The organism is Deltaproteobacteria bacterium (genome assembly GCA_023382265.1).
Classification (GTDB): Bacteria; JAMCPX01; JAMCPX01; order JAMCPX01; family JAMCPX01; genus JAMCPX01.
Map to the genome: position 1 here is coordinate 12,667 of JAMCPX010000030.1, position 21,873 is coordinate 34,539.

Annotated in this window: 20 protein-coding genes and 1 pseudogene; 12 read left to right on the plus strand and 9 right to left on the minus strand. The window is 39.5% G+C overall.

Annotated elements, in window-relative coordinates:
• The 3 genes from M1381_05640 to M1381_05650 are packed head-to-tail and all read right to left on the minus strand — an operon-like array spanning nt 1 to nt 3,252.
• A complete protein-coding gene (locus tag M1381_05640) occupies nt 1-573 on the minus strand; it encodes a hypothetical protein (GenBank protein MCL4478568.1) in 573 nt (190 codons plus the stop codon).
• Nucleotides 570-2,147 (minus strand): molecular chaperone DnaK, encoded by a 1,578-nt coding sequence (gene dnaK / locus M1381_05645; GenBank protein ID MCL4478569.1) that lies wholly within the window; start codon nt 2,145-2,147, stop codon nt 570-572. The genes M1381_05640 and dnaK overlap by 4 nt, the downstream gene beginning before the upstream one ends.
• A 1-nt stretch (nt 2,148) precedes the next feature.
• A complete protein-coding gene (locus M1381_05650) occupies nt 2,149-3,252 on the minus strand; it encodes a DnaJ domain-containing protein (GenBank protein ID MCL4478570.1) in 1,104 nt (367 codons plus the stop codon).
• Between the two features lie 365 nt (nt 3,253-3,617).
• On the opposite strand from M1381_05650, the pseudogene M1381_05655 reads away from it, so the two are divergent.
• A pseudogene (locus tag M1381_05655) lies at nt 3,618-3,896 on the plus strand (SWIB/MDM2 domain-containing protein).
• 120 nt (nt 3,897-4,016) lie between these two features.
• On the opposite strand, the gene M1381_05660 reads toward M1381_05655, so the two are convergent.
• A complete protein-coding gene (locus M1381_05660; GenBank protein ID MCL4478571.1) occupies nt 4,017-5,561 on the minus strand; it encodes a hypothetical protein in 1,545 nt (514 codons plus the stop codon).
• 69 nt (nt 5,562-5,630) lie between these two features.
• On the opposite strand from M1381_05660, the gene M1381_05665 reads away from it, so the two are divergent.
• The 10 genes from M1381_05665 (at nt 5,631) to M1381_05710 (ending at nt 13,698) form a co-directional block, all read left to right on the plus strand.
• On the plus strand, nt 5,631-6,851 hold the full coding sequence (locus M1381_05665) for an acyl-CoA dehydrogenase family protein (protein ID MCL4478572.1): 1,221 nt from the start codon (nt 5,631-5,633) through the stop codon (nt 6,849-6,851).
• On the plus strand, nt 6,848-8,017 hold the full coding sequence (locus tag M1381_05670; protein ID MCL4478573.1) for a thiolase family protein: 1,170 nt from the start codon (nt 6,848-6,850) through the stop codon (nt 8,015-8,017). Before M1381_05665 ends, M1381_05670 begins: the two co-directional genes overlap by 4 nt.
• The gene (locus M1381_05675) at nt 8,017-8,439 is read left to right on the plus strand and encodes an OB-fold domain-containing protein (protein ID MCL4478574.1); all 423 of its coding nucleotides are present in this window, start codon (nt 8,017-8,019) and stop codon (nt 8,437-8,439) included. Before M1381_05670 ends, M1381_05675 begins: the two co-directional genes overlap by 1 nt.
• Before the next feature lie 23 nt (nt 8,440-8,462).
• Entirely contained in the window at nt 8,463-8,903 is a 441-nt protein-coding gene (locus M1381_05680) for a MaoC family dehydratase N-terminal domain-containing protein (GenBank protein ID MCL4478575.1), read from the plus strand.
• 12 nt (nt 8,904-8,915) lie between these two features.
• Nucleotides 8,916-9,311 carry a hypothetical protein gene (locus M1381_05685; protein ID MCL4478576.1) on the plus strand — a complete coding sequence of 132 codons (396 nt, stop codon included), beginning with the start codon at nt 8,916-8,918 and terminating at the stop codon, nt 9,309-9,311.
• A 190-nt stretch (nt 9,312-9,501) separates the two neighbouring features.
• On the plus strand, nt 9,502-11,100 hold the full coding sequence (locus tag M1381_05690; GenBank protein ID MCL4478577.1) for an aldehyde dehydrogenase family protein: 1,599 nt from the start codon (nt 9,502-9,504) through the stop codon (nt 11,098-11,100).
• 10 nt (nt 11,101-11,110) lie between these two features.
• Nucleotides 11,111-11,689 carry an elongation factor P gene (efp, locus tag M1381_05695; GenBank protein MCL4478578.1) on the plus strand — a complete coding sequence of 193 codons (579 nt, stop codon included), beginning with the start codon at nt 11,111-11,113 and terminating at the stop codon, nt 11,687-11,689.
• 2 nt (nt 11,690-11,691) lie between these two features.
• Nucleotides 11,692-12,483 carry a DUF4412 domain-containing protein gene (locus M1381_05700; protein MCL4478579.1) on the plus strand — a complete coding sequence of 264 codons (792 nt, stop codon included), beginning with the start codon at nt 11,692-11,694 and terminating at the stop codon, nt 12,481-12,483.
• A 180-nt stretch (nt 12,484-12,663) separates the two neighbouring features.
• Nucleotides 12,664-13,080 (plus strand): transcriptional repressor, encoded by a 417-nt coding sequence (locus tag M1381_05705; protein ID MCL4478580.1) that lies wholly within the window; start codon nt 12,664-12,666, stop codon nt 13,078-13,080.
• Between the two features lie 21 nt (nt 13,081-13,101).
• Complete coding sequence (locus M1381_05710; GenBank protein MCL4478581.1) at nt 13,102-13,698, plus strand: peroxiredoxin; 597 nt, start codon at nt 13,102-13,104, stop codon at nt 13,696-13,698.
• Nucleotides 13,699-13,773: 75 nt separating this feature from the next.
• Here the strand turns inward: M1381_05710 and M1381_05715 are convergent, their stop codons facing one another.
• Entirely contained in the window at nt 13,774-14,556 is a 783-nt protein-coding gene (locus M1381_05715; protein ID MCL4478582.1) for an enoyl-CoA hydratase, read from the minus strand.
• Between the two features lie 207 nt (nt 14,557-14,763).
• Between M1381_05715 and M1381_05720 the strand changes: the two genes are divergently transcribed.
• On the plus strand, nt 14,764-15,726 hold the full coding sequence (locus tag M1381_05720; protein ID MCL4478583.1) for a BtrH N-terminal domain-containing protein: 963 nt from the start codon (nt 14,764-14,766) through the stop codon (nt 15,724-15,726).
• Here the strand turns inward: M1381_05720 and M1381_05725 are convergent.
• The 4 genes from M1381_05725 to M1381_05740 all read right to left on the minus strand — a co-directional run bounded on the left by M1381_05725 (nt 15,708) and on the right by M1381_05740 (nt 21,761).
• The gene (locus tag M1381_05725; protein MCL4478584.1) at nt 15,708-16,283 is read right to left on the minus strand and encodes a dual specificity protein phosphatase family protein; all 576 of its coding nucleotides are present in this window, start codon (nt 16,281-16,283) and stop codon (nt 15,708-15,710) included. The genes M1381_05720 and M1381_05725 overlap by 19 nt on opposite strands.
• Entirely contained in the window at nt 16,276-19,317 is a 3,042-nt protein-coding gene (locus tag M1381_05730; GenBank protein ID MCL4478585.1) for an efflux RND transporter permease subunit, read from the minus strand. The genes M1381_05725 and M1381_05730 overlap by 8 nt, the downstream gene beginning before the upstream one ends.
• Nucleotides 19,318-19,459: 142 nt before the next feature.
• Nucleotides 19,460-20,482, minus strand: coding sequence for an efflux RND transporter periplasmic adaptor subunit (locus M1381_05735; protein ID MCL4478586.1), 1,023 nt, complete (start codon nt 20,480-20,482; stop codon nt 19,460-19,462).
• Nucleotides 20,475-21,761 (minus strand): TolC family protein, encoded by a 1,287-nt coding sequence (locus M1381_05740; GenBank protein MCL4478587.1) that lies wholly within the window; start codon nt 21,759-21,761, stop codon nt 20,475-20,477. Before M1381_05740 ends, M1381_05735 begins: the two co-directional genes overlap by 8 nt.
• Between the last annotated feature and the right edge of the window lie 112 nt (nt 21,762-21,873).

Genomic DNA, 21,873 nt, shown 5'->3' on the forward strand with positions numbered 1-21,873 from the left:
TTAAATAGCTATGACTCCAAGTTTATTAAGTTTATGAAACCTTCTCATAACATCAAATTGCTCTATTGTCTCTATCAGCTGTACGATCTCTTCAATATCAAAATAGCCGTCTATGAGAGAGATTATATATCCGTCTTCTTTATCAAGATTATACTTTATAATTTCCTGATCATTTGTATTTAATCTCGGAACTACTTTTAAACCGCCAAGATCATCATAGTATGTCTTTATTAAATGCGCCTTTGCAATTGAAAGATAGCCCAAAAGCTGTTTGTTGGACGAGTAATCTTTATTGATCAAATGCTCAAGAAAATCATACGCTAATTCAAACCTCTGTACTTTTAGAAGATCTCTTATATATTTTATATTCGTAAACTCTGTTTCTTTTTTATCCATATTAATTGTTTTTGTTTCATCCTTCTCCTTTGCTGAATTTATATAGTCAACCGCTTGTTGATTGCCTGGATCCAATTCAATCACCTTTCCCCATACATCAACCGCTTCTTCTATCTTACCTACACCATAAAAAGCTAAACCATCATCAAGCAATTGTTTTATATCTTCTGAATTCATATTTCTTTGAGTTCTATTTCGAGCGACGTTATCCGGTTTTTAATCTCATCTATCTCGCTCTTTGTCAACCCTGTACGTCCCTCTATCATTACGCTCTGCTCTGCCCCTGTATCCGAATCAACAGCGCTTACTGTAAGTATACCTTCACCATTTAAATCAAATATAACATCTATGTTAGGCTCACCTTTTTTTGCAGGTCTTATGCCGCTTAATACAAACTCTCCAAGTAATTCATTGTCTTTTACAAAATTGTAAACGCCCTGGAATACAGATACCCTCACTGCATTCTGGTTATCATAAGTTGTCGTAAATCTACGTTTTTTTGTCACCGGAACTGTAGAGTTCTGTACTATAATCTCTACAAAGGCTCCTCCTTTTGTTTCTATGCCAAGCGATAATGCTGTAATATCAACAAGAATATTGGAAGGTAATGGTGATGTTATATTATAAGCATGTATCGCAGCACCTTCTGCAACAACCTCATCCGGATTTATATTCTTGTTTGGCTGTTTGCCAAAAAAGTCCGTAACCATTTTTGCAACAAGAGGAGACCTTGTTTGACCCCCTACAAGCATTACTGAATCAATATCTTCTACTTTTATCTCTGCTTTTTCAATCGCTTCCTTACATATCAAAATCGTTCGTTCTATAAGATCTTTCATAAGCTCTTCAAGCTCCTGTCTTGTGATCGTCGTATTAAGATGGACAGGCCCGCGGCTGGATTCTGTCAGAAATGGTAAAGATATATGCACCTCTGTTTGAACGGATAGATCGATTTTTGCCCTCTCTGCGGCATCTTTCAGCCTTTGCATCGCGAGAACATCCTTGCTCAGATCCGTGTTGTTTTTTTTGTTGAATTCATCCGTAATATATTTTATCAATAAGTTGTCTATATCCTCGCCGCCCAGATAGGTGTTTCCTGACGTTGATAGTACTTCATAGACACCTTCACCAAACTCAAGTATGGATATGTCAAACGTTCCGCCTCCAAGATCATAAATAGCGATAAGTCCATTCTTCTTGTTATATTTTTGACCATAAGCAATAGCTGATGCGGTTGGCTCATTTATAATCCTTAGTACCTTTAAACCCGTTATCTCTGCTGCATCCTTTGTCGCCTGTCTTTGATTTTCGTTAAAATATGCAGGCACTGTTATACAGACACCTTCTATTTCATCATCAAGAAACTCCTCTGCTATCCTTTTCACCTCAAGTAGTATACCTGCACTAATCTCGGGAATGCTCATTACCTTTCTTCCACAAACAACCCTCGTATCTCCATGCGGACCTGCTACAATCTCATAAGGCAGCCTTTCTTTTGCCAGCTTAACTTCATTGCTTTCAAATCGCCTGCCTATAAGCCTTTTCGCTGCAAATATGGTATTTCTGGGATTTGTTATAACCTGCCGTTTAGCCCTTGCACCAACAAGTATCTTATCATCTTTTGTAATAGCAAAATAACTTGGTATAAGCCTGCTTCCGGTTGATGAAGGTATGATAAATGGCTTGCCCGCAATTATCGTTGCAGCACATGTATTCGTAGTGCCTAAATCTATTCCAATCACTTTACCCATTTTATTTCACCATACCCTTTAATTGTTTTATAGTAACATTAATTTCATCATTTATAAATCCGTATTCGATTGTATGTTCGTATTCTACTATAGCACTCTTTAATAAACCTGCTTTTTTATATATCTTTGCAAGTAAGAGATGGTAATCGGGGTTTTTAGGCTCACAGGTTATTGCCTTCTGACAATAAGAACTTGCATCTTTTAAAGACCCTGTGTTAAAATCATACAGAACAGAGGCGAGTTTATAGTATATCGACTGTTTTTCGTCTGTTAATTCTAATGCATTTTTTAAAGCATTAACAGCTTCTTGCGGTTTATTTGTTTCGATATACATATTTGCGTTATTAACGAGCTCTTTATATCTGTTAAGTCTCATATAGTGCTCTGCTTCTTTTAATTTATTGATATACTCTTTCTCATAAGGGTTATATGCATTAGCGAATTTAAGATTTATATAAGCTGTTGAATAATCATCTTTCAAAAATGCTTTTATTCCGATTTTATAATATTCTGCTGCTTTTTGAACATTCTTCTTTATTTGATTATATGGATCATCTGCGGGTGATAGGGCTTGTGGCGCAGTTCTATTTTCAGGAGTCCCCTTTAAAACGGTTGGTTCAAACTGTTCAGGCTTTTTAGCTGTTTCAGAAACCGTACCTTTCAAAACCTCATAAGCTTCCTGTATCTTTTTGTATATATCGGATAACACCCTTTTATCTTCTTTATTAACAGACTTCGCATACATTCCGTCAGGATGATACATTTTTGTCCTTTCATAATAGGCATTCCTGATCTTCTCACCTGCTGCTTTTCGATCAACTCCAAGAATTGTATATGGATCCGCATACTCATACAACTGAAGAAGCTCTTTTAGTGAATTATTACTCATTGACTCCTGTGAAACCTTTTTCTGTTGAATTTCAACCATTTCTATGGCAATTAATTTGTCAACGATTTTTTGTACAATTGACAACCCAAGACCGCTTACTTTTGCTATGCCTGACAATGCAGTTCTTCCATCTATAAGAGAAATGATAAATTTCTCTTGTTCATTCAATCCCGATATAGAATGTGCTTGTTTTTTGAGTCTTGGGACGGTATCCATATAATGGCGCTGATTATATAGATTAAAGATATTGCGTGTCAAGTATCACTTACTGCTTATAATATCTGCACCTTTTCAGGATTAAGCTTTTCTGAACTTCCGGATAACAAGACTTGTTATAAACAGTAACGGGCGTACCGATATTATGCCTCCACATCTTGTGCCTCCAATGCGGTTATAGATAAAAAGACCTGCTGTATGTACGATGGATATCACGGTGATAAAAATTTGTATTGTTTTTTTTAATAAAAAATGCTTGACTATTACCATTGATGATAAGGAGGCAGTACCGGGCATTTAAAATTTATTTTAAAAAACAGCCAAGAGCTGAAAAAATCTAAAAAAATAAAGGAGGAAAAATGGTAGCAAAGAAAAAAAGTTCAAAATCCACGAGGAAGCCGAATGCGGCATTCATGAGGCCTATGCAAATCAGCGAGGAACTGGCGGAGATAGTTGGAAGCAAGCCTTTGCCGAGGACACAGATTGTGAAGAAACTGTGGGAGTATATCAAGAAGCATAAGCTTCAGGACACAAAGAACAGGAGAAACATCAATGCTGATGACAATCTGAAGGCTGTGTTCGGAGGGAAGAAGACGGTATCAATGTTTGAGATGACAAAGTTGGTGAATAAGCATCTTAAGTAATCAGCCCTTTGTAGGGACATCATTGGTTTCTTAATAACATATCTTCAATCGCAGCGGCAGGTTTTTTCTGCCGCTGCAATCCTTTAGTTTTTTACATATTAAGTATCTTTTTTATTTCAGTCAGTGATCCGGTCTTTTATCAACAACATACTCAGCCTTGATACCTGTTTTTGCAAACAGATCTGTTTCTATCGCCTTTTCATCCTTCTCAAAGATAATCTCATCGGGCGTGAGTTCTATAAAGGCCTTAACTCTGTGGTTAAGAGCTTCTTTTACCGTATCCTCCTGCGCATCTTTATGAATGCTAATCCTAAGTTTTATAACGTCCATGGAGAATGGATCATTTTGTGATTTCTTATTAATGATAATCTGGAAGCTTGAGACCCCTGGTGTATCCCGCACCGCAGTTATGAAATCAGGCAGAAGCACCTTCGTCCCTCTGATCTTTGTAAAATCTTTGTCATACCTTATAATTGGAGGGTACATCCTCGGCGCGGTAAGCCCGCATCTCGGACATCTATCATAAGAAATCCCGCCTTTTACGAGATCACCAGTCCAGTACCGTGTGAATACTGTGCCCCTCCAGCCTATATGACTGAATACGAGTATCCCCGGCTCACCTTCTTTAACAGGTTTTTTGGTTACCGGATCAAGCAATTCCCAGAAATAAAATCTTGGATCAAGATGAATACCGCAGTCATAGTCTGGTTCAATGAATGCCCATTTTAATTCTGTAGAGCCGTAGGAGCAGATGATTCTGAATTTAGGATGTGCACCTAATTTTCTCGCGAGATCAAGTATATAAGCCTCGAGCTCAGGGCTTACACCTTCAGCGCCGAGTATTACGCCTTCAAAAAAGGGAAGATCAGGAATGTCTCCATGATCATGCATGTCTGCCGCCTTTCTCAGCCAGTAAACCAGATAAGATGGAACAGAAGTTATGCCATTAAACCTGCCCTGTGCAAAGATTCTTATCTGTTGATCGGTTGGTATGACCTTGCCGCCAAACGAATCAAAACTCGAAACACCGACAAATATCTTAGTAAGCACAGCCTGGAAAAAAGCAAGATGTGGTGCACCGGGAAATGTATTAAAGTTGATCTTATCAAAGGTTGCTCTTGGTGCATCCGCCTGCATGTCCTTTGGTTCAATGAATACCATGTAAGCAATCTCATTAAGGATTTTTTTCATATCATAGGATGTATAAACAGCAGGTGTAGGATCCCCTGTTGATCCTGCACTTGCATGAAAGTGAAGAGGAAACCATTCTTGTGTAACCCTTCTTGTAATCTTGTCTTTAAGGCTCATGTTTCTGTATTGGGATACCTTGTCTACAGGGATATTAAATATTGCCTGTAAAAGATATTTTATTAGGAGCCGTTTATCTATCATTGCTGTATCATATGCCGTAAGAGATTCTTTTGTAGGGAATTTGGGTTGAAGAATAAATGCGCGCGGGTCTTTTCTATAATCTGTCTTTGTAATCAAAGGCAGATTTATAAAGTCTTCATAGGTCTTGAGCATATCGGGATTAATCCCCATCTCTTTATATGTTTTCCTTATATACGGGTGGTATGGGTAAACATAATGTTTAATGTAATGTAGCAATCTTTCGATGCTCTCTTTTTTTTGTTTCCGGGGACTAAGTTTTAAGAATTTATTCATAAGCCCCTCCTTTTTATATGCTTTATATGTTTTTATTGACATTTATGTCAAGAATTTATAAAAGGAGATATGTTTGATTCATTTTTATCACAGGAATATAATGCTATAAAAGAGAATGCACACAGGTTTGCACTCAATAATATAAAGCCCGTTGCTCAGCAATTGGATAACGAAGAATTAAAACCTTATGATATAGCAAAAAGGGCTGTGAGAGAGCTATTCGGCGGGGATAGTATTAATAGCGTAGAAGAACTTATGGAGCTTTACAAAGATCGTGACATATTAAGTGCAAGCCTTATTTCTATTGAACTCGCTAAGATGGCACCCGCAATTGTAATGGCAATAGGTGCAAGTATAGAACTATGCGGGGCAACAATCCTGTTTAAAGGTTCAGAAGAGCAAAAGATCAAGTATGCTTTACCGCTCTTTAAAGGAGAAAAAGTTGGCTGTTTTGGTTTAACAGAGCCGGATGCAGGTAGTGATGTGATGAGCCTTAAGACAAAGGCAGTAAGGCAGGGAGATTATTACATTATCAGCGGTACAAAAACCTTTATAACAAACGCACCCGATGCGGATGTTTTTATAGTGTATGCGAGATCCGATCCGAATGCATCAGGCCACAAAGGTATTACCGCATTTATCCTTGAGAGAGGCATGTATGGGTTATCAACAAGTAAACCTCTCAATAAAATGGGATTAAGGGGTTCACCAACGGGCGAGATATATATGGATGAGGTTAGGGTGCCTGCAACAAACATTGTAGGTAAGGAGCATAAGGCGTTTTATGAACTCATGGATACCTTAAGAATAGAGCACACAACACTCCCGTCTATGGCAATCGGCATTATGGAGAGGGTCCTTGACGATTCAATAAGGTATGCGAAACAACGCGTTCAGTTTGGTCAGAATATTATCTTTTTTGAAGGCATACAGTTTAAGCTCGCAAGGATGTACGTAGCATTGCAGCATAGCTATGCAATATTATTTTTACTTACACAGTTGTATAAGAACGGCAAAGATATTACAGCACTTGCAAGTGCAGCAAAGGTGTATACCTCTGAAGAGGCTGTTAATGCCTGCCTTGATGCCATACAGATACACGGCGGTTATGGTTACATGAGGGAGTATGAGATTGAGCGGTTTATGCGGGATGCAAAGCTGCTTGAGATTGGGGCAGGCACCACAGAGATACAGCTTTTGATCATTACACGTTCACTTATGATGACCGAGACTTTTTATTATAATCCCATATTCACACCCGATGATAAATCGGAGAGTGGTTATATATGAACGTTAATATGCTCGGTGCAGCAATATCCGAGATCAAGGCGAATCTTTCCGGTACTGTAAAAGAGATGGTCTCCGATGTTTTTTTTAAGGCTGTCAAGGATGCAGGACTTGAACCTCAAGATGTGGACGGGTTATTTATCACCCCTATGAGCTTTGCTGGTATGTCATCCGCCATGCTTGCATGTAACTTGTCTGATTATCTTGGTTTAAATTTAAAAAGCCTTTCGCTGGTTGAATGCGGAGGTACGTCATCAACAGATGCATTACATTACGCTATAGACGAGATCCTCCTCAAAAGGAATAAAATAAATATTGTAATAGGAATTGATGTTAAGTTTGATCCATTTGAAGATATTGAATATGGCATACCGAATGCCGTTATTACGCAACATGCATTATATGGCGTTCATTTTGCACAGTATGGTATTGGAACACCTGTGCCTTTTTATGCAATGAGCGCCCAGAGATATATTTATGAGTATAATATAAATCCATGGGAGGCTGCACATCTTCCCGTTATCCTGAGAGACAATGCTATAAAAAATCTCTATGCACAATTTAAAACCCGGATAACAATTGATGATGTGCTGAATTCACGCGTGATCTCACCACCGTTAAGGTTACTTGATTGTTCTACATTTTCAACAGGTGCTGCTGCATGCGTACTTGGAGCAGAAGAAATAAAATGTAAGAAACCGGCAGTCAGGATCAAAGGTATTGGTGAGTATCATCACGCATCTAATTTTATTCCATACAATGGAAGCATTACGACATTTGAAAGCTTAATCAAATCGGCACACGAAGCGTATGAAGAGGCAGGTATAAAACCGGAGGATGTGGATGTAGCAGAGGTATACGGTGTGTTTTCATATACGGAACTGATGATCTATGAGGATCTTGGATTTTTCAAGAAGGGTGATGCCGTCCATCATGTCAAAGATGGTGAAACAAAGATCGATGGAGATATTCCAATCAACACCAGCGGCGGCAGGCTTTCAATTGGGCACCCTGCAGGTGCAACGCCGTTGATAGAGCTTGCCGAAATTTTATGGCAGTTACGCGGAGAGGCAGGAGAGAGACAGGTAAAAAATCCGGACATAGGGCTTGTTCATGCAGAGCATGGTATGCTAAACGGGAGTATGGTTATAATACTTGAGAGGGTCTGATGGATATACCTTTTACGCTAAAGGTTTACAATGAAAAATCGTTGAGTTATTATGGTGACGATATTACAAAAAAGTTTTTTGAAAGACTCAAGAGCAAAGAGTTTTCAACTGTTAGATGTAAGAAATGCGGTAAGATTTTGTTACCGCCAAAACCATTTTGTGATATGTGTTATGGCAGTAAATTGGAATGGGTGCAATTGCCTTCAAGTGGTCGTTTGTATGCATTTACACAGCAGGGCAAGGCGTTCAGATTCTCTACGCCGGATGTTATAGGTATTGTTGAATTTGACAATAGATGCCGCATTCTAACACGAATCAATGGTAGATACGAAGATTTAAAAATAGGGATGCAGGTAGAACTTGAATTTTTAGAACTTGAACAAGGCGTTGTATTACATCAGTTTAAGCTTGTTCATAAATAAAAATTAATAGAAGGAGGTTTGAAATGGCAGTAGATAAAAAATTTATAGGTAAAAAATATCCTCCGGTAGAATATGAGGTATGTAAAGAGAAGATAAAGGAGTATGCAACAGCAATCGGCGATCTTAACTCTTTATATTTTGATGAAGCAAAAGCAAAGGAAAGCCCCTATAAGGGTATTGTAGCTCCGCCAATGTTTGTTGTTGTGTATGCAAAGGATGTTTTAAGTCAGGCTTTGTTTGACCATGATATGTCGTTGGATGTAGCAATGCTGGTACACGGAGAACAGGAGTATGAATTTATTGAACCTGTAAGGCCTGGAGATGTGATTGTTACGGAAGGATATATCTCTGATATTTATGAAAAGAGCGACAAGGATTTCGTTGTAGTAGGGAGTATCTCAAAGAGGAAATCTGATAACGGTATCGTAAGTAAAGGCAAGTGGACATTTGTCATAAGAAGGTAAAAGGAGGTGCATATGTCTTTAAATGCAAAAGTAGGTGATACGTTTACTCTTCAGAAAGATGTTGATAAGTACAGGCCCATTTTTTACGCAGGAGCATCAGGCGATTTTAACCCAATACATATAGACGCTGAATTCGGCAAGATGGTAGGACTCGGAGGTGCGATTCTTCAAGGGCTTTGTACCATGGCTTTTGTGATGCAAACGGTTTCTGAGTGGGTGCAAGATCCTTATAAGGTAAAAAGGCTTAAGGTAAGATTTGCAAAGCCTGTACTGCCGGAGGACACGGTGATGATAACAGGCAGGGTGACAAAGATAGAAAATAATAAAGCTTATTGTGAACTTATAGCAAAAAGACAAACAGGCGATGAGGTTATAAATAATGCATTTACAGAAGTAGATATGGGTTAGACGTTTGTTGGTGCGTTTGTTATAAAAACAATAAAAATACAAGGGTGCTGTATCATTGTTTAGACAATGGAGCTTTATTTCACGAGCATAAAAGTAAAACCGTTTCATACATTAAAGAACAAGCAGAAACGGGATTGATCCCAGCCCCTTTGATCATGCTACAATTTTTCGGATTAAACAGGGAGGTTATATGAGTCTTAAAGGTACAGTAACAAGAAATGGCGACAGGTATCTCGTATCTGTAAATCCAGCAAACCTTGAACCCATCGGTGAACTCAAGATCATGGGTGATGAGGAAATAAAAAAAAAGGTGAATAACGCTGATATCGCGTTCGTTTTATGGTCTAAACTGACAATAGATCAAAGATCGGAATACCTTATCGCTGTAAAGGATTACATAATAAAGCATTATGATGACATTACAGAGATTATATCAAAAGAGATGGGTAAACCAAGGATAGAAGCAGCTATTGCAGAGTTGATGCTTGTTGTGGATTTGATAGATTACTTTGTAAAAAGGGCTGAAAAATTGCTTGGAGATGAACCTATCAAGCTGCACCTTGCAAAGGCCATAAAATCAAGCAAAATCAACTTCAGACCTTACGGGGTTATTGCCGTTATTTCCCCGTGGAACTATCCGTTTGCCATACCAATGAGTGAAATAGTGCTTGCACTGCTTGCGGGTAATACCATTGTGTTTAAGCCCGCATCGGATGTTATCTTTATCGGAAAGAAGATAGAAGAGATCTTTCGTGCGGTAAACCTGCCGGAAGGCGTATTTAATCTTATAATAGGTCCCGGGAGTTCTGTTGGTAAAAGTATGATAGGTCCCAAAATAAGGAAGGTCGTATTTACAGGTAGTGTGCCTGTTGGCAAGCAGGTAATGGAAACTGCCTCCAGATATCTTATACCAGTTGTGCTTGAGCTTGGCGGTAAAGATCCGATGATCGTATGTGAAGATGCAAATATAGAGCTTGCAGCTAATGGAGCAGTATGGGGGGCTTTTACTAATGCAGGACAGGTATGTGCATCGATAGAGCGTGTTTATGTTATGGAAAAGGCTGCGGATGAATTTATTAAAAAGGTTGTAGAAAAAACGATAAAGATAAGGGTGGGAGAGGATAACGGGTTCGATGTAGAAATGGGACCTATGGTAAATGAGGGACAGCTGCATATTGTCGAGGATCAGGTTTTAGATGCCAGGGGTAAGGGGGCAAAGATTCTTACAGGTGGAGAAAGAATAAAAGATATGAAAGGTTTTTTCTATCCCCCAACCGTTCTTACAGAGGTAAATGACAAAATGGATTGTATGACAGAAGAGACGTTCGGGCCGCTGCTTCCTATAATGATTGTAAAAGATGAAAAACAGGCAATAGAACTTGCAAATGATACTGTGTATGGATTAACAGCATCGGTGTGGACAAAAGATAGAGATAAGGGAGAGAGAATCGCGCGTGAGCTAAATGCCGGAACTGTTACAGTAAACGAACATGCATATACTTACGGTTTGCCGGAAACGCCATGGGGTGGGATCAAGGATAGCGGCATAGGCAGGACTCACTCTAAGATAGGATTAATGGAAATGGTTATTCCATATCATATAAATATAGATCACCTTCCCGATAGTATGACATGGAGACCGTGGTTTTATCCTTATTCCAAAGAGAAGTATGAATTTTTTAAAAGATCAACTTCGGCGTTTGGCACAGGTATAGGAGAAAAAATAAAAAACCTTGCGGGACTCGCTAGTTTGTTGTTAAGTTCAACTACTCGGAAAAAAATATTTTAGGAGGTAAGTAATGATTATTCAGGCAACAGCGATAAGGGTAGGGATGGTTATAGAGTTCAACAAGGATCTATACAGTGTTATGTACGTCAATCATGTTACACCTGGTAACTGGCGCGGCATGGTACAGACGAAGCTTAAAAATTTGAAAACAGGATCTAACCTTGAGAACAGATTTAGGCCGGAGGATAAAGTAGAAAAGGCTAACCTTGATGAGAAAGAGATGGAGTATATATACAAAGATGGCGATCACTATGTATTTATGGATACAGAGACTTATGAACAGCTTATGTTAGGAGAAGATGTGATAGGTGAAGAAATGTATTATATAGTTCCAAACGCAAAGGTAAAAATAGTATTTTATGAGGGTAAACCTGTTAGTGTAGAATTGCCGCTTACAGTAGAGCTTGATGTTGTTGAAACAGAGCCTAATCTGAAAACGGCTACAATTACAAACACGACAAAGACCGCCAGACTTGAAACTGGACTTGTTGTACAGGTACCTCCGTTTGTGGAAACCGGAGCAAGAATCAAGATAGATACTGCGGAAGGCAAATATGTGGAGCGCGTACAAAAAAGTAAAAAGGAGTAGATATGAAAAAGAGTATTATAACAATCACAATTATAATAAGTATGCTGTTAACTGCAAAAGTATATGCAGGCTATAAAATAGTGCAGTTGCAAACAACAATGAGCGGACTGGATACAAGCACCATTCTCTTAGAAAAGAATAAGTATAAGATAGTCAATCCGGCGGAAACGGTTATAATTGATTTTGCTCACAACAGGATAAATCTGCTCAGAGGACAATCGAAATCATACTGGGAAGGTACAATAGAGCAGTACATTAAAGCAATAACAGACATGGCGAATGTATCAAAGGATAGAATGATGCAGGCTATAAAAAAACTCCCTAAAGATCAGCAGGAACAAATTATTGAAATGCACGGGCTTGATGTAAAAGAACCACATGTAAAGGTAAGCGTAAAAGAAACAAATCAAGCAGAAAAGATCTCGGGATACAATGCACAAAAGTTCGTTGTTAATGCAAATGGTATGTCATATGAGGAAGTATGGATTGCAAGAGCAATAGATATAAAAAAATATATTGACCCTGTAAAATTGCAGTCGTTTAACGCAAAGATAAAAAAGGCTGCAATAGGAGGGACAATAGCGGGTGATATAGGCTTATCAAAGCCATACATGAAACTTATAGAGCTGGGTTATCCTGTTAAGGTAGTATCGCACAACGGTATGACGACATCGGTAGAGAGTGTGAAAAAAATGAATATAAGCAATAGGGAATTTGAAATCCCATCAGGATATAAAAGAGTTCAATCGCTGCAGGAATATTTCATGTCAGGACATGGAGCAGGCATGTACTGAAAAGACTTATATCTTAATTGATCCAAAAAACACAATAGGGTTGCAGGGGCAGGTTTTTATGGCTACAGTATTACATTATAATCAAAAGCTCCCAGGTGCAAGCGTAAGGGAGCTTCATTTCCACACAAATAATAATTTTACTTGACAATACTTATTATTATATTATAATAATTATAAACTATGAAAGTGGATTTGGAAAAGTATAGGGCTTTAAATCTTAAATTAACTCCTCAGAGAATAGCTATTTTTGAGTACCTTGAAGGGAATAAAAGTCATCCTTCTGTTTACGACGTTTATAAATATGTAGTCAAAAAGTTTCCATCAATGTCTTTTGCCACTGTTTATAATACATTAAATACACTTGTAAGAAATGGTAAATTAAAAGAGTTGTCCGTGGATCCCGATAAAAAAAGATTTGATCCCAATACACATCCACATCACCATCTCAGATGTATTAAATGCAGCAAAATAATTGATGTGGAATTGGATTATAACCTTGATTTACCTGATAATAAATTCAAGGATTTTGAGATCCTTGGCAGTGAAATAGAATTTTATGGGTTATGTAATGATTGTAAAAATAAAATTAAGCAATAATTTTAAAGGAGGTAAGAACATATGGACACGATAAAAATAGGACAAAAAGTACCCGATTTTGAGCTTCAAACTTATGAACCGGCAGAGGGTAAGTACGGTAAGTTTAATTTAAACGGTGCAATAAAAAATAACAAATGGGTCATTCTGGTTTTTTACCCGGCAGACTTTACATTCGTTTGCCCCACGGAACTATCTGACGTAGCAGATAAACAGGATGAGTTAAAAAAAACAGGGTGTGAGATAGTATCCATAAGTACAGACACACAACATGTTCATCTTGCATGGCAGGCACAAGAGAAGTTACTTGAACATGTAAAATATCACATGGGTGCAGATCCAAACGGCAGTGTAAGTAAATTGTTCGGTGTATATGATGAGAATACAGGGCTGGCATTAAGGGGCACATTCATTATAAATCCCGACGGCGTTGTTGTTGGATCAGAAATAAACTACTACAATGTCGGCAGGAGCGCTGATGAGCTTTTACGAAAGATTAAAGCCTATATATACGTAAGAGTGCATCCTGAAGAGGTATGTCCTGCCAAATGGAAGCCCGGTGAGAAAACAATTAAGCCCGGTGAAAATATTGTCGGTAAAATCTATTCAGTTTTAAAGTGATTGTAATTTCTGAAGTCCGGGGAGGAATTTGCCAGTCCCGGCTTCAGAAACTCGGTACTGAACATAAGAGCCGGTTTATTTACCATGAAAGACCGGTTTGCGTTTTTCAATAAATGCCATGCCTGCCTCTATAAAGTCCTGTGTGTTTGCACAGGCAGATATGCCTTCTCTTTCAAGTTCAAGGATTCTTTCGAACGGGGATGAAAAAGCCTGATTGATATTGCGTTTTGCAAATCCGTATGCAACGGTAGGACCCCTTGCTATTGATTTTGTAAACCCTACCGCTTCTTTCATAAAGATATCATCCTCGAACACCCTGTTAATAAGTCCTATCTCTAATGCTTGCTGCATATTTATAACAGGATTCAAGAGTATATACTCCATTGCCCTTTTAGGTCCAACGTGCTGTGTTAAAAGTGCTGTTGCGCCTCCATCAGGGGTTAAACCGATTTTTGTATATGCGAGATTAAACACTGCTGATCTGGAAGCAACTATCAAATCACATGCAAGTGCGAGGCTGACTCCGGCGCCCGCAGCAGTGCCGTTTAAACCGGCTATAACAGGTTTTTTTAGCATTTTTATTGTATTTACTATGCCGTTTAAAAAAACGGTAAGCTCTTTAAAGAATTTACTTTTTGGATCAGGGCTTGTAACCATGTCCTTAACATCTCCGCCGCTTGAAAATGCTTTACCTCTACCTGTAAGTAGTATTGCTCTGATCTTTTCATTATATTCTACGTCTAACAATATTTTTAAAAGTGTCTCGCCAAGTTCTGCATTAATTGCATTCATTGCCTCAGGCCTGTTTAGTGTTATCATGGCAAGTTCATCCTGTTTATCGTATTCAACAACACCCATTTTTACCTCCCATTTAATTCACTTATACATGAAAACAATCTTATTGATTTAAAAGTTTTAAGCTATTTGATACAAAAATGCAATTAGATTTGCAGGGGTGATTTTTAAACCGGCCAGAAAAACAAGGAGAAGAATAAAATGATGGTAGACCTTAATACAGAAATATGATATTAATAACTTGTGTATGATTTATTTTAGAGGTGATGAATGGCTGAGCGCATAATTAAAGAATGGGTTCATAATCCCGGTAGACACTGTGCTTCAACTGCGATTTCCGATCTTATGAACTTTTATGGTTATGAGTTATCCGAGCCGGAATGTTTCGGAATAGGGGAAGGCATTGGCTTTTGGTACATAGAAGGCATGGATCCTAAAAGGATAATGCATTTTCGCTCTATTGATCTCGAAGAGCAGTTCTTCAAAAATATAGGCATAGATTTTAAATGGAATAATTCCAATAATAGCGATGAGATAAAACAACTGCTTATTGACAGCATAAACAAGGAGATTCCCGTTCTTTTAAGGACGGACATATTTTATCTTGATTATTACAAAAGTAAAACCCATTTTCCAGGACATACAGTCTTATTATGGGGCTATGATCCGGATAACAATACAGCTTACGTTACCGATACAGGACATGGCGGACAGATTCTGGTCCCTTTTAACCCATTGCTTGAGGCTGTTATGCACGGCAGTTTTATGAATGGCGATCAGCCGCATGTTGCACCCATAACAAAACCAATGTCAATACCCGACAAAAAGAAGTTATCCCGGTTAGCTGCATCCAATAATGCAAAGCGTATGCTTGATAATAATGATTTTGCAGGCTATGGCGTAAAGGGTATAAGCATGGCATCCCAAAAACTTTTTGAATGGGAAGAGCTTGAAGACTGGAAATGGCTGAGCCGATTTGCATATCAGGTCATAGAAAAGAGAGGTACAGGCGGCGGTGGGTTTAGAAAGATGTATTCGGAGTTTATTCAAGGATTTGCAAGAAAAGGTCTTGTTAAACTTATGGACGATATTGCATCAAGATGGTCGGAGCTTGCTCATGTATTCAAGAGCATCAGCGAATCTTCAGAACCTGATTTTACGATGGCATCCGATATGCTTTATATTCAAGCTATAAGAGAAGAAGAATTCTATTCTCACCTCACAACCGTCTGAGACAAGTGAGATGCCTGAGCGGGCTGCCATTTATCAAAAAATTTATCCATTGCATATGTTGGTCCGATAGGGATGTGTCCGTAGATAATAGAAAGTTCATCATCCGCTTCTGATTTTGGTTCTTTGTCTACGATTACCTTCCATATTGCTGCTGCAAGTCCTGATCTGTCCGCCCCTGCTTTACAATGCATCAATACAGGGCGCTGTGCTATTCTGAAAATATGGATCAGTTGATTTATCTCTTGTACATCTGGTTCATGCTCTGCCGACAATGGTATATCATAGTGAGTTACATTGTATGTTTTACTTGCCTCTATCTCTGTTTTATACCAATGCTCATTTACACGTTTAGCCCTTAAATTTATTATACTTTTGATGTTATACCGTCTTATATAATGCTTAAGTTCATTCTTATCAAGCTGTGCTGATCTGTAAGCCTCGTTTCTTGTGATTGCATGAAAATTCCCTTGCCAGGTTTCATACCATGCATAGCCTGCCAATGACACAAGAAATATTGATGCTGCAATAAGTAATTTCTTTTTAATATTTTTAAACATGACCTTTTTTTGTAAAGAGATAATACACCACCGGCAGTACTATAATAAGCAGGAACACCGACAAAGAGAACCCCCCGATGATAGCTATTGCGAGTGGCTTGTGCATCTGTGCCCCGGTTCCAAGCCCGAGCGCAAGAGGCATTAAAGCAAGTATTGCTGCAAGAGCTGTCATCAAAATGGGTCTTATACGCAGACTCCCAGCCTTTATAACAGCCTCTTTTAAAGGGTATCCGCTCTTCAAGGCGTCCTGAATATAATGCACAACAAATATACCGTTTTCAGCCACAATACCCACAATCATGATCGTCCCCATTAAAGATGAAATGTTAAGAGGGGTATTAGTCAGATATAAAAGTCCGAGCACACCGAAGAACGATGGAAATATAATGCTGTAAATGATGAGAGGAACCGCAAGTGATTCAAATTCGAGGATCATAACGGTAAATACCAGAGCGACTGCCATAAGCAGAACCATAAGAAGGCCTTTGAATGACTCCTGCTGATTCTTATAAACGCCTCCATAGTTTATTGTGGTACCTGGCGGCAGCGTAAGCTTCTTTGCCAGTTCTGATTTAACGTCCCTCATAACGCTACCAAGGTCCCTTCCGCTTATCCTGCCTGTAACCGCAAGCATCTGGCGCAGGTTTTCCCTGTCAATCTCTGCCTGGCCTCCCATAACCTCAAGATTGGCAATGGATTTAAGCGGTACTACAAGCCCATTGGGCGTCACAACCTGCATTGATTCAAGTTTTTTTATTGTATCTGTCTCTGATGCAGGCATGAGAACTCTTATATTAATGACCTTTTCTCCCTCTCGTACATTTGTTGCTACCGTGCCCCACAGCGCAGTGGTAACATAATCAGACACATACTGCGGTGTAACGCCTACAAGTCCAGCCTTCAGAGGATCAACGTGTATATCTATTGCAGGGCCGCTGATCGTAATACCGTTGAATACATCAACAACCCCTTTTATTTTAGTGATAATATTCGCTATTTTGTTTGCTATAGTATCAAGCACGCCCGTATTGTCGGAGAATATCTTTATATCAATGGGCATTGGAGAGCCTGTCATATCGCCGATAAGATCCTGCATGATCTGTCCGAAATCAACATATATCTTACCGGGTTCTGCCTGGTAGACCTTCTGCCTGAGTTCATTAATCACCTGTTCGATGGATTTATTCCTGTGATTTTTAAGCCGTATCAGGAAGTCGCCTGTATTCGGCTCCGTTATAAAAAACCCGAGTTGTGTACCTGTTCTTCTTGAAAACGATTTGACCTCCTTGATACGAAGAATGATTTTCTCTATCTTTTTAAGAATGCGGTTCGTTTCCTCAAGCGTTGTTCCGGGCGGAGTAAAATAATCCATGACAAATGCGCCTTCATCCATTGCCGGCATAAACCCTGTTCCTACATGCCGCTCCAGTATCCACGATCCTGCAACCAGTACAACAATGGCCAGCACAACGTACAAAGGCTTCCGTATAATTTTATGCATGGCAGTCTCATAACTGTCGGTCAATGCCTTCATGACCTTACCTTCTTTTGCCTCTTTTTCCGTATCCTTGAGAAAGATCATGGCAAGTACGGGAGTCAGGGTAATCGAGATAATCATGGATACGGTCAGCGCAGATGCCATGGTCAGGGCGAGTGCCTTAAAGAATGCGCCCGTTACACCACCGAGAAACGCAAGCGGAAAGAAAACTACGATTGTACTCAGGCTTGAGCCAACTATAGCGGGCAGCATCTCTTTAACGCCTGTTTCAACTGCCTTCTTCTTTGACCCGTGTGCATGGAAATGCCTGATGATATTCTCGAGTACGACAATAGAATCGTCTATGATAAGCCCAATGGATGCAGCCATGCCTCCCAGGGTCATAAGGTTCAATGTCTGGCCGAAGAGTTTCATCAGAACGACCGTTATAATAAGCGTGATAGGCAGGGTGATGGCGGTAATAAACATGATACGTACGTTTCGTAAGAACAAAAACATGATGACAATGGCAATGAACACGCCAAAGAGAATTGCATCCCGCACACTCCCGTAGGATTCTTCGATCAGGCTGGACTGATTGTACCACGTTGATATATGCAGGGATGGAGGCAATTGAGGCTTCAGCTCTGCAAGTTTGTTTTTGAGCTCTTTTGCTATTGCTATGGTGTTCGCACCTGGCTGACGCAGTATGTTCATCAAAACGGCATTATGACCATTGCTGGTTATGCGAATGTATTGCTTTTTCACCGATGTTTCTACCTTTGCAACATCCCGAACATAGACAGGTACACCCTTTTTATTCGCTATCAATGTATCTTTCATTGCCGTCGTCGATGTAAAAAGCCCTGTCGGCTGGACCATGTAGAGCTCATAATTCTTGCCGATGTAACCCGCGGATGAAATGATGTTCGTTTCCTTTAAGCCGTTGATCACATCATTGAGTGTGAGGTGGTATGCAACAAGCCTCTGCGGATTTACAACAACATGATATTCTTTGATCTTTCCGCCCTGTACCACAACCTGGGACACGCCTTTTAGCCTGCCAAGAATGGGTCTGAGTGTGTAATATCCTACATCTCTCAACTGCACCATGTTGAGTGTTTCCGAGGTCAGGCTCAGTCCTATAATGGGGAACTGGCTTGGTCTCATCCAGTTGACTGTAACAGATGCAGTTTGCGGTAATTTTGATCTAATCTGATTTATTGCATTCTGTGTTAACTGAAGTGCCTTGAACATGTCCGTACCCCAGACAAAGTTTACAAAGATCTGCATGGAGCCGCGGCTTGTTGCCGACCTTACATCCGTTACACCTGGGACAGAGTATATCGATTCTTCAATGGGCTTTGTTACCTCTATCATCATCTTCTCAATGGGCATGTCTCCATTGTCTGCAAGGATTACAAGCCTTGGGAAAGTTATCTCCGGAAATATGGCCACGGGCATTGTGTTGAGCAGGATAATACCTACCGCCGCCAATACAACGGAGAGGAATATGATGCCTTTTTTGTGTGTCTCAAAAAATTTGGAGATATCCATATTATTATAATATTATTTATATATTTTAGATTGTCATTCCTGCAAAAAAAGGAATTCAGTTTTCCTGTTTTTGGATTCCCGTTTACACGGTAATGACGAGGCAGCACATATGCGTACGCTCATTTTACCAACTATCCTTATTCTAATCATTGCCTTTCTGCGGGCTTTTTGTCTGTATAGGTTTATTAACAGGTGAATTCGTTTCCACCTTTATGCTCGTACCGTCTGCAAGTGCATAATTGCCCTGCGTTATAACGAGTTGTCCCTGGCTCAGACCCTTAAGGATTTCCACCCTGTCATCCTCTTCGTAACCTGTCTTAACTGTAACGGATCTGGCAATAGAATCCTGTCTCACAACCATGACATACTCCCTGCCAGTATCCGGATCAAAGAGTATTGCATCCTTTGGTACGATGAGCGTATTTTTGTGTGTGCTGCTTATTATATCAACAACTGCGAACATCCCGTCTTTTATGTCCTGATCCCTGTTGGGAAAGCTCACATTGAGTTTGACGGTCTGTGTTTCCTGAGATACCGTCGGGTTGATTGTAACAATTCTGCCTTTGAACACATCACCGGGTAAAGACAGGAAATGTATAAGTACAGCATCGCCGATCCCAACCTGTTCAAGATATATGGAAGGAAGATCTACATGAAGATATGTGCTTGAGAGATCCTCTACTGTAACGATAGGTGCGTTTGCCTGAACAAGAGCGTTACTGCTTACATATCTCTTGCTGACATATCCGTTGAAGGGAGATGATAAAGATATAATGCCGAGTCTCAGAAAGTATCTCTTCATTGTTGCAGGTAAAGATACACTGCCCCTGATAGCTGCTTCTGCCTCGATAGGTCTTATGCGGGCAACAGTACTGCCTTTTTTAAGGAAGTCTCCTTCCCGTACAAGAAGTTCGGTAACTACTCCTTGCACCGGTGAATTAATATCGACCTTTTTTAGTACATCTACCTTTCCGGTTGCCTGTATCATATGGTTAACGTTACCTCTTATAACAGCCGTAGCTTTTACTTTTACCCTGATAGATGACTGTTCTGCCTGCTTTTTGCCGGCACAGGAACTCATAAATATCATACTCCATATCGTGTACATAAAGAACAGTGAGAAAAGGATTTTCCTTATCCTGTAATTCCTTTGTTTATCATTCATATATTTTGCCTCTTAATAATTGTATTTTAAATAATGCAAGGTAAAAATCTTTTTGTGCAATTGCCAGTGCAAGCTGGGCATTTTTCAACAACTGTTGATCAAGAAGCACCTCGTAACTGCCGATCCTTCCGCCTCCGCTGTAGCGGGCTTCCGAATAATCAAAATTTTGTTTTGCTATACTTATGTCTCTCTTATATAGAGTGATTCGCTCGATAGCATTTTGTAATGCTCCAATAGTGTTATGATAAGAAAGCGTAAGTTCGTTGAGGAACAGGGCTTTTTTGTAATGGATCGTATTTTTTAACAAGCTTGCTTTTTCAACATTATAACCGATCTCACCCCATCTAAACAGAGGGAAATTCATCGTTGCAAAGTACGAATATCCACGGTACTGATCCACGGCTGCAGGAAACGATTCTCCAAGCCATCCTACGTCCGCTTCAAGACTTAAAATAGGCAGGTATTGCGACTTTGCCGATTGTACGCGGTATTTCTCGGCTCTCTCCTCATAATCAATTGCCTGTAATGTAGGATTGCTTGAAAAGGTATCCGTATTTATACGTTCAACATTCGCCGGAGCAGTAAACGTGGCAGACCGTTTTTTAAGGTTAACTCCGTCTGTCATCGGTATGCCTGTAAGCGATGTGAGTATATTCAACTGTGCGTGTTTATTTAATATTGAATTTTGCAGGTTTGCCTGTGCAGCGTCAAGCTCTATCTGTGTTCTTAGCACATCATTCTCTGTAACAAGTCCTGAAGATAATAAACGTTTTGCGAGTGAGAGATAGACTCCAAGGTTATGTATGTTCTCCTGTAAAATCATGATCTCCTGATTATAAAAAAGCGCCTCTGTATATGCACTTTTTACAGCGTAGGCAATCTCATTTTCTGTCGCATGCTGATAATATTTCTGTGCTTCATAAGACATCTTTCTCCGTGAGCTTTCGAACCACCGTGTTGGATTGAACAGGTCAACCTGCGCAATAGCCTGTAAAGAGGCAATCCCGCCATTTGTGACAGCAACATCATAACCGTAAGCCTTTCCATAAGCTGCTGAAAGATTGAAAGAGGGGAGTAAGCCTGCGAACTTACTTTTATACGCCATTTGATAAGCCCGTGCATTTGTTGTAGACTCGAGAGAGAGAGGATACTTGGAAACCGCATGTTCAATGCATTGTTTCATTGTTATTGTCTGATCCGCAAAAGCAGTTGTTGTAATATCAAATGCGATAAACAGCAACAGCCATATTTTTTTTATATGTATACCTTTTTTTTTCATTATTATTCCTAATTTTAATAAATTAATGTTATTTATAATTATAAACAAACTGAGCCGGTCTTGTCAAAATAGAGTATAATGTCTAAACACTAACAATATGATGACAGTATCA

What these genes read in the sequence shown, in the direction of transcription:
- M1381_05640 (MCL4478568.1), bottom strand. Translation starts at nt 573, where the DNA reads ATGAATTCAGAAGATATAAAACAATTGCTTGATGATGGTTTAGCTTTT.
- dnaK (MCL4478569.1), bottom strand. Translation starts at nt 2,147, where the DNA reads ATGGGTAAAGTGATTGGAATAGATTTAGGCACTACGAATACATGTGCT.
- M1381_05650 (MCL4478570.1), bottom strand. Translation starts at nt 3,252, where the DNA reads ATGGATACCGTCCCAAGACTCAAAAAACAAGCACATTCTATATCGGGA.
- M1381_05660 (MCL4478571.1), bottom strand. Translation starts at nt 5,561, where the DNA reads ATGAATAAATTCTTAAAACTTAGTCCCCGGAAACAAAAAAAAGAGAGC.
- M1381_05665 (MCL4478572.1), top strand. Translation starts at nt 5,631, where the DNA reads ATGTTTGATTCATTTTTATCACAGGAATATAATGCTATAAAAGAGAAT.
- M1381_05670 (MCL4478573.1), top strand. Translation starts at nt 6,848, where the DNA reads ATGAACGTTAATATGCTCGGTGCAGCAATATCCGAGATCAAGGCGAAT.
- M1381_05675 (MCL4478574.1), top strand. Translation starts at nt 8,017, where the DNA reads ATGGATATACCTTTTACGCTAAAGGTTTACAATGAAAAATCGTTGAGT.
- M1381_05680 (MCL4478575.1), top strand. Translation starts at nt 8,463, where the DNA reads ATGGCAGTAGATAAAAAATTTATAGGTAAAAAATATCCTCCGGTAGAA.
- M1381_05685 (MCL4478576.1), top strand. Translation starts at nt 8,916, where the DNA reads ATGTCTTTAAATGCAAAAGTAGGTGATACGTTTACTCTTCAGAAAGAT.
- M1381_05690 (MCL4478577.1), top strand. Translation starts at nt 9,502, where the DNA reads ATGAGTCTTAAAGGTACAGTAACAAGAAATGGCGACAGGTATCTCGTA.
- efp (MCL4478578.1), top strand. Translation starts at nt 11,111, where the DNA reads ATGATTATTCAGGCAACAGCGATAAGGGTAGGGATGGTTATAGAGTTC.
- M1381_05700 (MCL4478579.1), top strand. Translation starts at nt 11,692, where the DNA reads ATGAAAAAGAGTATTATAACAATCACAATTATAATAAGTATGCTGTTA.
- M1381_05705 (MCL4478580.1), top strand. Translation starts at nt 12,664, where the DNA reads ATGAAAGTGGATTTGGAAAAGTATAGGGCTTTAAATCTTAAATTAACT.
- M1381_05710 (MCL4478581.1), top strand. Translation starts at nt 13,102, where the DNA reads ATGGACACGATAAAAATAGGACAAAAAGTACCCGATTTTGAGCTTCAA.
- M1381_05715 (MCL4478582.1), bottom strand. Translation starts at nt 14,556, where the DNA reads ATGGGTGTTGTTGAATACGATAAACAGGATGAACTTGCCATGATAACA.
- M1381_05720 (MCL4478583.1), top strand. Translation starts at nt 14,764, where the DNA reads ATGGCTGAGCGCATAATTAAAGAATGGGTTCATAATCCCGGTAGACAC.
- M1381_05725 (MCL4478584.1), bottom strand. Translation starts at nt 16,283, where the DNA reads ATGTTTAAAAATATTAAAAAGAAATTACTTATTGCAGCATCAATATTT.
- M1381_05730 (MCL4478585.1), bottom strand. Translation starts at nt 19,317, where the DNA reads ATGGATATCTCCAAATTTTTTGAGACACACAAAAAAGGCATCATATTC.
- M1381_05735 (MCL4478586.1), bottom strand. Translation starts at nt 20,482, where the DNA reads ATGAATGATAAACAAAGGAATTACAGGATAAGGAAAATCCTTTTCTCA.
- M1381_05740 (MCL4478587.1), bottom strand. Translation starts at nt 21,761, where the DNA reads ATGAAAAAAAAAGGTATACATATAAAAAAAATATGGCTGTTGCTGTTT.